General features: G+C 63.3%; 1 protein-coding gene. It reads right to left on the bottom strand.

Annotated features, from left to right (window positions below; genetic code table 11):
* Nucleotides 1-401, bottom strand: a 401-nt coding sequence (locus SB725_RS30225; RefSeq protein ID WP_410923027.1) for a GDP-mannose 4,6-dehydratase, incomplete at both ends; no start/stop codon positions are given.

The raw sequence follows: 401 nt of genomic DNA, 5'->3' as shown, positions 1-401 counted from the left end.
GCTTCCAGCCCAGCTTTTCATGTGCCTTGGTGGGGTCGCCCAACAGCGTCTCGACCTCGGTCGGGCGGAAATAGCGCGGATCGACACGCACGATCACGGCGCCGGGCTTCACTTTTGCCTCCGAGCCTTCCACCTTGTCGACGATGCCGACCTCGTCAACGCCTTCGCCGTCGAATCTCACGGTAATACCGAGCTCGGCAGCCGCCTGCTTGACGAAGTCCCGCACGCTGTACTGACCCCCCGTCGCGATAACGAAGTCTTCAGGTTGCTCTTGCTGCAGCATCAGCCACTGCATCTCGACGTAATCGCGCGCGTGGCCCCAGTCGCGCAGCGCCGACATGTTCCCGAGGTAAAGGCAGTCCTGCAGGCCGGCGGCAATACGTGCGATGGCGCGCGTGATC

Source organism: Pseudomonas sp. SIMBA_041 (assembly GCF_046535095.1).
Classification (GTDB): Bacteria; Pseudomonadota; Gammaproteobacteria; order Pseudomonadales; family Pseudomonadaceae; genus Aquipseudomonas; species Aquipseudomonas mucoides.
Note: the sequence above shows the minus strand (reverse complement) of the source record. Positions and strands in the feature narration are given on the sequence as shown.